This is a genomic window from Barnesiella sp. CU968 (genome assembly GCF_905219685.1).
Taxonomy (GTDB): Bacteria; Bacteroidota; Bacteroidia; order Bacteroidales; family Muribaculaceae; genus Lepagella; species Lepagella muris_A.
Genome location: NZ_CAJMXD010000097.1, coordinates 1 through 8,842, shown reverse-complemented (window position 1 = coordinate 8,842; position 8,842 = coordinate 1). Strand labels below are relative to the sequence as shown.

Here is an 8,842-nt window from a genome sequence, read left to right as displayed (position 1 = left end):
CTCCGGAAAGCATTTTATTCCACTCCCTCTCGACTATTTCTGTTTCAGATTCAATCATAACGCAAAAATACAAAATTTCTCATAAATTATCACTACATTTGCATTATAGTAAACTCCGATAAATGAAACTCCTCCATACTTCCGACTGGCATCTCGGTCATACTCTTTACAACTATGACCGCCAATACGAACAGCAATGCATGCTTAATCAGATTGTCGACATAGTGAGGTCTGAGCATCCTGATATTTTTCTATTATGCGGCGATGTATATCACACCGCCCAACCCTCTGCAGCTGTGCAACGCATGTTTGCCGACACAATGTCGGCAATCCATGAAGCATGCCCGGAAATGAATATATTCGTCATCGCCGGCAATCATGACAGCGCATCGAAACATGATATATTCACCACTCCCTGGCGGGCGCTCAACGTCACTACCGCAGGCAGCGTCAACACTGACATGCCCGATTCGATGATACACAAAGCCGATGAAAAATGTTTTGTAATAGCTGTGCCATACTGCCACGAGCGGAATATGCCGGAACACCTTTTCAAGAATCTCCTTGAAAGAACGAAGCAGCTTAACTGCCAGAACCTTCCTGTAATCATGTGTGCGCATACCTCAGTCTCCGGCTGCGATTTCAAAGGACATGACCCGGAAGGCGAGACAACCATAGGGGGAATAGACACTATGGACATTGACGAGTTCGGAGATGGATACGATTATCTTGCACTCGGTCACATACACCGCCCGCAGACTCTTGGCGGAAGTAAAGGACTCGCAAGATACTCGGGGACTCCACTCCCCGTTTCCTTCGATGAAGATTACGCTCACAGTATCACTATAGTGGAAATAGAAAGAAATGGCTGTGACCCGACAATCCGGGAAATTATTATCGACAATCCGCTGCCGCTTGTAACGCTTCCTTCTGACGGTTCAGCCCCATTCGATAAGGTCTTGCTCATGCTTGAAAGTTTTCCTGATGATATAGATGCCTATATAAGACTTAATGTTGAAATACAAGAGTTTCTGCCGCATCTCGCACGCGAAGAAGCAATAGCCGCATCAGCAACGAAAAAATGCCGGTTCTGCCATATAAATATTACAAGAACAAACAGCGATACCGGCTCAGCATCTGCATCCCGCATGTCTATAGGTGAATTCAAAAGACTTACGCCGCTCGAAGTGGCTGAACGATTCACTACAGAGAAAGGGATATTCATGGACTCGGAACTAAAACAGCTTCTTAAAGAAACATATGTCTCTGTAATCGAAGAGGAGAGAAAATGAAACTGATAAGACTGACAATACACAATATGGCTTCTATCGGTGATGCCATAATCGACTTTTCTGCAAAACCTCTTGCAGACAGTGAAGTTTTTCTTATCTCCGGCAAAACCGGAGCCGGAAAATCCACTATACTTGACTGCATCTGTCTGGCTCTTTTCGCATCTGCTCCAAGATTCAGGAATACAAGAATCAATGGTGCCGCATCCGACAATTCTGCCAATGAACAGATAAACGTAAATGATCCCAGACAGATTTTACGCAGGAACACGGGTGAGGGGTTCACACTGCTTGAATTCAGGGGGAACAACGATGTCAACTATATTGCCCGGTGGAGTGTGCAGCGTGCCCGCAAAAAAATCAACGGAAAACTGCAGAAAAAAAATTGGACACTTGAAAACACCAACAAAAAAATCACTCTGACAAAAGACGCGGAGATACAACAGGAGATAGCTGCGGCAATCGGACTTGATTTCAATCAGTTCTGCCGCACTGTCATGCTTGCCCAAGGGGAATTCACGCGTTTTCTAAACAGCAATGACAGTGATAAAAGTGAGATTCTTAGCAAAATAACCGGCACCGACATATATTCAAGAATCGGAATCAGGATTTTCGAACGCTTCAAGGCTGAGGAAAGCACTTTGAATACTCTTAAAATAAAGACAGACGGCATAACATTGCTCAGTGATGAAGAAATAAATGAGAAAAATCTCGAACTCTCCGCAATATCCAATGCCAACAGCACACTTCAGAAACGCATCAGACTCGAATCGGAACTGTTGGATTGCCGGAAACAGAAGTATACGACAGAGCGGGAAATCTCACTGTTGACTGTTAAGATACACAAACTTGAGACCGAGGTCAAATCGCTGATTGTAACACGCGATATGATAGCCGCTGAAAATACCGCAGTTGAAGGAGAGCTGACGGCATTGGAAGCCGAACTTGAAAAATATGACAATGCAACTGCGCTGCTTGAAGACGCTCCTCGCCTGATCGGAAATGCTGAAAGCATTCTAAAACTACGCAAGGAAACCGAGACTGAAAAGAATTCCATTATATTAGGAAACAAAAAGCTGGAGGAAACAATATTTCCACTTAAAAAAGCGGCTCTGCAAGAAATAACGGTTTTGTCTGACAGAATCGGTAATACTGACGATGCGATAAAAAAACTTACTTCCGACCTTCTGTCAATGGATCTTGCCGGATTACGGAAACAAAAAGAGCAACTGATTTCCCGCAGAATCGAATTTCAGAATCTTGCTATTATGATTCAGAATTATCGTGAGTGTGTAAAAAAACACGAAATCAGCAAAAAAGAGTTACAGGATAAAAAAGATGATCTGAATACAACTGTCGAAAATAAAGAGCGGATTAAAGTTCCTTTGGAGATTGCCGAAAAGAAACTTGCTCTTTATTCTGAAGCTTACGACAAACTGTTTGCTTCAAGTGAAAAAATTCTGGGTAGCATACGCGGTGCGTTGAACGAGGGTGACACCTGCCCTGTGTGCAGGCAGATAATCACTAAAGCCTTGCCCTCTGAAGATGATATAAAATCAATAATAGGCGAACACAAAGAGAACCTTGACAAGGCTGCGGCTGAAAGAAACAGTATTCGTGATGAGATAGCCGGACTTGACGCTAAGATAAAGTCTCTTGCAGACTACATCAACACTCTGGAAAATAAGTTGAAAAAAGACTCGTCTGTGACAGATTCAAGGCAAAAGGCGGATTCCAAGTGTAAGGAACTCGGGATTGACGGAACAGAAAAAGTTACTGACGCGCTTATTGAAAGAAAGGTGTCGGAAACAATAGCTATGATTGACAGGACAGACAAGACGCTCAGAGCCGGAGAGAAAGTTGAAAATGAAATTCATTCACAAAACAAGTCGCTTAAAACACTGTGGAAGGAATATCAGAAGAAAAAAGACAGTCTGAACAAAATCGAGATAGACATTCAGAATATTAAAACACAAGAGACTGTTTCCCGAAACCGGATCAACAAAAACTGCAAAACAGCCGATGATATGGCAATTCAGATTATTGCCGAGATTGAAGGAAGCAGGTATGTGGATTTTTTCAAACAAGATATCAGTGTCTTCATCGAGCGACTCAAGTATGATCACGGGAGTTACTCGGAACTTTTAAAACGAATTGTCAATCTTCGGAATACTGTGTGCATCAGAAAGAATGATCTTGAGAACCTTGACAGAATAATAACATCGATCAAAATAAAACTTCAAGGACTCTCGGAAAACAGCATTTCAGTTACTGTCAAACAGAGGGACATTCATAAATACGCCACAGATCTGCTGATGACAATCTCTTCCACAACCCAACAGATTGATGATGCAAAAGCAAGGCTGGTTGCAATTACCGCCGAATACGCCAGACTCCTATCCGCCGCAGGTTATGATGACGCTATCCCCGATGACATTGAAGCCAATATCCTCAAACTGGAGCAACAGATACGCGACAACGACATAAAATACGGAGCAGTCAATTCATTGTTGAAATCAAACAGCGAACAGTCAAAGAAACTTGATTCTCTGATAAAGGAATATGAAGAACAGAACAAGGTTCTTGAAAAATGGAAAATACTTTACGAAATATTTGGCGACAGTGAAGGAAAAAAATTCCGAAAAATCGCTCAAAGCTACATACTTGCCGAACTGATAGACGCAGCAAACCATTATATGAAGAACCTATCGGACAGATACAGGCTCCGCATCGAACCGGGAACTTTTGTAATATTGGTCGAAGACTCATGGCAAGGTTATACCCTCCGCAGTGCTTCGACCATATCAGGAGGAGAGAGTTTTCTTGTTTCATTGTCTCTCGCGCTTGCGCTGAGCGATATCGGCAGTGACTTCTCCGTCGACATCCTTTTCATTGATGAAGGATTCGGATCTTTAAGCGGTGATGCCCTGCAAATGGCAGTCTCTACTCTCCGGCTCTTACACTCCAGATCCGGACGCAAGGTAGGAATAATAAGCCACGTTGATGAATTGCGCGAGAGAATCCCGACACAAATAAACGTAATCAGAGAAGGAGAATCCACACAAAGCATGATTACAATATCTTGAACAGATTCCGCTATCGTTTAGTATGAATATTTTCACAGAGAGTGAAACATAAAAAACTTCAATTATATAACGTTGATAATATGCACATTACCACACAAGGCATATTTTTATTAAAAAAATAACGCCGAAAAATTTGCACAGAATAAAAAAACATGCTAACTTTGCATCGCAAAACCGAAAAACATGGTCGATTAGTGTAGCGGTTAGCACGCCACCCTCTCACGGTGGAGACTCGGGTTCGAGTCCCGGATCGACTACTAAAGGACTATCTTTCGATAGTCCTTTTCTTATTTATTCTCAGCCACTTGCAATCATAACACTTAACTATACCAGACAAATCATGAAAGAAGAGGCAACTGCAGTCAGTAATGAAATCAGACGCCATAAACGCGTAGTCGTAGCAGACGTTCTGCGCGGTGTAGCTGTAATGGGTATTGTGTTACTACACAATATCGAACATTTTAATTTTTACTCTTTCCCTGACAAAGCCCTGCAGCCGGCGTGGCTGAATTTTACCGACAAAGCAATCTGGGACTCTCTCTTTTTCGCTTTCGGAGGTAAGGCTTATGCAATCTTTGCATTACTTTTCGGTTTCAGTTTCTTCATTCAGGATGACAACCAGAAAATGAAAGGCAATGACTTCCGTGCCCGTTTCTGCTGGAGACTCTTGCTTCTGTTTGTAATTGGTTGTATCGATGCGGTTTTCTTCACTGCCGAGATACTTGTTATGTATTCTCTTGTCGGCATCGTTCTTGTAGCCACGTGCCGTCTGAGGACCAGGACTCTCTTAATTCTCGCTTCTATATTTCTTTTGCAGCCGATGGCTCTGTTCAATATAGGCGCTATATTGCTGAATCCTGATTTCGAAGTGATGAAAGTGCCTACATCTGAACTATGGGGCGCTACATTCGCCATGCAGTCGGAAGGATCATTCATGCAGACAGCCGTTGTCAATCTTTGGGAAGGACAGCTCGCAAGTCTTGCATGGGCATGGGATCACGGCAGGATTTTTCAGACCGCGGCACTCTTTATATTGGGAATGGTAATAGGCAGACAAGGTTGGATGTTAAAGGAATATCAGAAAGGATGGGGAATCGCCGCATGCTGGGCACTTCCTCTTTTCTGCGCTCTTCGCGGACTTGACCTTATGCTTCCTGACTATATCTTGAACAAGGATATGCTGGGTCAGGCGCATCTTCTGCTCAGTTCGCTTTACAACCTTTGTTTCATGATTCTGATTGTTGCAGGTGTTTTATTCCTCTTCTATAATACAACCGGAACAAAGGAAATGCTGTGCAGGCTCATTCCATACGGACGTATGAGCATGTCTAATTACGTAAGCCAGAGCATAATAGGCTCATTCATATATTACAACTGGGGACTCGGACTACACGACAGACTCGGAATAACCGCAAGTTTTCTTGTTGGCATTGTTATTTTTCTTGCCCAGCTCTCATTCTGCAGAATATGGATGAAACGTTTCAGCCATGGACCGATGGAAGGTACATGGAAACGTCTCACGTGGATTGGTGCAAGATAAGATTCCGGCGATGACAGACAGCCGCAGTTTCATTCAGACAAGCAAGAAGCAGACAAATGATTATTCTTATCGCCGAATCCAAAACAATGACCGATTGCAGTTCCATTGTTGCCCGACAGTCATACATGAATCATACTCCCCTTTTCGAGCGGGAAGCCGATCGCATAATGGAGTATCTCAATGGATTCGACACAGGAGAACTGGCTGAGCGCATCGGCATAAGCGCGACGCTGGCTCAATCAATGAAGAAAAAGATATTCGAGTTTCCGAATAAAACAACCGGAGAAGTATCACTTAAAGCATTTACCGGAGTTGTTTTCAAAAGCCTGTCTCCATCATCCTTATCACCAGATGCGCTTGAGGCAGCACGCAAGAATCTTAGAATCATTTCTTCCCTTTACGGATGGCTACGCCCTGATGACATCATAAAACAGTACAGACTCGAATTCAAAGGTAAAACCGCCCCCTGTGGAAAGTCATTGCAGGCATTTTGGAGAAAGAATGTGACAGAGGCTCTTTGCAACTGCATGACCCAATCAGGTTGCCATGAGATATTGAATCTTATGCCGGCTGATGCTTCGAAATGCATAGACTGGAAATCGCTTCCGAAAGGAACAGACGTATGGAAAATTGATTTCGTGGTTTTCAAGGAAGGCAAAGAAAAAACGCCTGATGCAGGAAAATTAAAGAGACTTCGAGGAACCATCCTGCGTCAGATACTCACGGAAGGCATAACCGACATTTACGGTATAACACAGATAGACAGCGACATGTACGTTTATGACAAGATTGATTGTAAAAATCATTCAATCCGTTTTATTTCGGCTTAGACCGCTTCCAACAAAAAAATGTGAACGCAGGGGCGGCGTATTTTCGAGGAAGCAAGCATATATGCGCAGTACGCCCGCAACAACTGGTCTGCCATGCTCTACTATCAGTCTCCTCAAAAGATTCTTAACGCATGGTCAAATGGCGAACGGTCAAGTTATGAATGCACATACGGATTTTTTCTGAATTACAGCATCGGTGATTTCAAGGCTGGATTGCAGTTCCTCAACTGGTTTAACCGAAACGGATATTTAAACTCCATATTTCATTCGCCCCGTTACAAATCTCCGAATCCTGGAATGCAGACCTGTCGCGCAACATCGGACTTAGAGTGTGTTTGGATTTAACGTTCATTCACNTGAAGATGGATTTTCGAGGGAATTTCACGAGTTGAAGAAGGAGCATAGCGGGCTATGCGACTGATGAGACTTGGTGAAATTCACCGGAAAGGCACTTCATGGGGATGAACAGAATTGATTTCAAAACCTCTTACGTTTNNNTNGTGTTNAATTCAAACACACTCTTACACTGACCTATACCATACCCTACGGCAAAAAGGTCAATAGAAACGGAGAANTGCAGCAGTCAGGCGGAATAGACAGCGCAATACTCAAATAAGATGCACTGCAAGGAGCGCGCTGTNAGTCTTATCTATCGAGTCGATAAGATAATCTGTCCGTCATAAGCAGGCGAGACTCCTGCCGGCACCCGTGACTCAAGTTCGGCGTGACAGCCTGCCTCATGACATAAATGAGTAAGATAGGCTCGATTTGGAGAAAGATCCCGGATCATATCCATAGCCTGGTCAAATGAGAAATGAGCAAAGTGGGGGCAATCTCTTAACGAATTGATTATAAGCACGTCAAGACCCTCGAGTTTCTCTTTCTCCTCCTCGCAGCTATGACTCGCATCGGTAATATATGCGAATTTGCCGATTCGATACCCGTATATAGGCAATTTGCCATGCATCACTTCCACCGGAACAATCTTAAGACCGTTGATATAGAATGGGTTGTTATCTATAATATTCATTTTAAATGTCGGGACACCGGGATACGGATGCTCACGAAAGCAGTAATCAAGACGGCGGTGAAGATCCGCATTGACATCTGACCTAAGATATATAGGCATATCCTCATTGCCGCAAAACGGACGAAGATCATCAAAACCGCCAACATGGTCGTAATGACTGTGTGTGACAAGAACCGCATCAATATCGGCAAGACGCAGATTCAAGGCTTGTTGGCGAAAATCCGGGGAAGGATCAATCAGCAACCTCAGACCGGCTGTCTCGACAAGGACAGAGGAACGCAACCGCTTGTCACGTATATCGTCTGAGGTGCATACATGACACTCGCATCCCAGCTCCGGTGTTCCCTTGGATCCTCCGGTGCCCAATACGGTTATTTTTATTCCCGTATCTATAAAATTGACTTCAGGCTTCAGTGTTATATAGAATTTTGTTCGGACACGACGTATTATCTCGTCCGAAAGTTCCATAACATCACGCCCGCTTGCCCCACCGGCATTTACAATCACCAGCGGCTGGCGGTCATAAACCATAGCTCCTCCGAATCGCACACCCTTCATACCGGCTTTGTCGATAAGCCACGCCGCAGAAAGTTTAACCATACCCTCTCCGGCTGGATAAGCCGGAACATCACCAAACCCGACATTTTTTATTTTTTTGTAAAAATGAACCGGAACAACGGGATTTTTAAAGAAACTTCCGGCACTACCGGTTTCCGACGGTTCGGGAAGTTTTGATTTCCTTATTTTTGTCACTTCCCTTGCAACTTCCTGAATTGTGGGATATTTTCCAAGTCTCTCCTTAAGTGATTTCAATGAACCGTAATCAAGACTCATCGGAATCCCGCCAGGTCGAAGCCGGAAAGAAACCCTAAGTACGTAATACCGTCCACGCACATCGTCTTTCTTAAACATGCTGTCACGATATCCGAAACGGCATTCTTCATTGGAAAAACGGACTGTCTTTCTTGTCTGGGTGTCAAAACATTCCACCGCATGTATCACATCCTTTGCCTCAACGCCGTAAGCTCCTACATTCTGAATCGCCGAAGCGCCTACCTCTCCGGGGA

At 43.8% G+C, this 8,842-nt stretch carries 5 protein-coding genes and 1 tRNA gene; 5 read left to right on the top strand and 1 reads right to left on the bottom strand.

The window, feature by feature from the left end; translation table 11 throughout:
• Positions 1-122 precede the first annotated feature (122 nt).
• The 5 genes from JX312_RS05515 to JX312_RS05495 all read left to right on the top strand — a co-directional run bounded on the left by JX312_RS05515 (position 123) and on the right by JX312_RS05495 (position 6,745).
• The gene (locus tag JX312_RS05515) at positions 123-1,292 is read left to right on the top strand and encodes an exonuclease SbcCD subunit D (protein ID WP_204457327.1); all 1,170 of its coding nucleotides are present in this window, start codon (positions 123-125) and stop codon (positions 1,290-1,292) included.
• The gene (locus JX312_RS05510; RefSeq protein WP_204457326.1) at positions 1,289-4,375 is read left to right on the top strand and encodes an AAA family ATPase; all 3,087 of its coding nucleotides are present in this window, start codon (positions 1,289-1,291) and stop codon (positions 4,373-4,375) included. The genes JX312_RS05515 and JX312_RS05510 overlap by 4 nt, the downstream gene beginning before the upstream one ends.
• A 185-nt stretch (positions 4,376-4,560) precedes the next feature.
• Positions 4,561-4,632: transfer RNA gene (locus JX312_RS05505), tRNA-Glu, on the top strand.
• A gap of 83 nt (positions 4,633-4,715) precedes the next feature.
• Positions 4,716-5,915 (top strand): DUF418 domain-containing protein, encoded by a 1,200-nt coding sequence (locus JX312_RS05500; protein ID WP_204457325.1) that lies wholly within the window; start codon positions 4,716-4,718, stop codon positions 5,913-5,915.
• 56 nt (positions 5,916-5,971) lie between these two features.
• Complete coding sequence (locus JX312_RS05495) at positions 5,972-6,745, top strand: YaaA family protein (protein ID WP_255563903.1); 774 nt, start codon at positions 5,972-5,974, stop codon at positions 6,743-6,745.
• Positions 6,746-7,394: 649 nt separating this feature from the next.
• Here JX312_RS05495 and murB read toward each other — a convergent pair.
• The coding region (gene murB / locus JX312_RS14295) for a UDP-N-acetylmuramate dehydrogenase (RefSeq protein WP_204457323.1) at positions 7,395-8,842 on the bottom strand (1,448 nt) is incomplete at its 5' end.

Coding starts and splice junctions, on each gene's coding strand:
- JX312_RS05515 (WP_204457327.1), top strand. CDS start 123: ATGAAACTCCTCCATACTTCCGACTGGCATCTCGGTCATACTCTTTAC.
- JX312_RS05510 (WP_204457326.1), top strand. CDS start 1,289: ATGAAACTGATAAGACTGACAATACACAATATGGCTTCTATCGGTGAT.
- JX312_RS05500 (WP_204457325.1), top strand. CDS start 4,716: ATGAAAGAAGAGGCAACTGCAGTCAGTAATGAAATCAGACGCCATAAA.
- JX312_RS05495 (WP_255563903.1), top strand. CDS start 5,972: ATGATTATTCTTATCGCCGAATCCAAAACAATGACCGATTGCAGTTCC.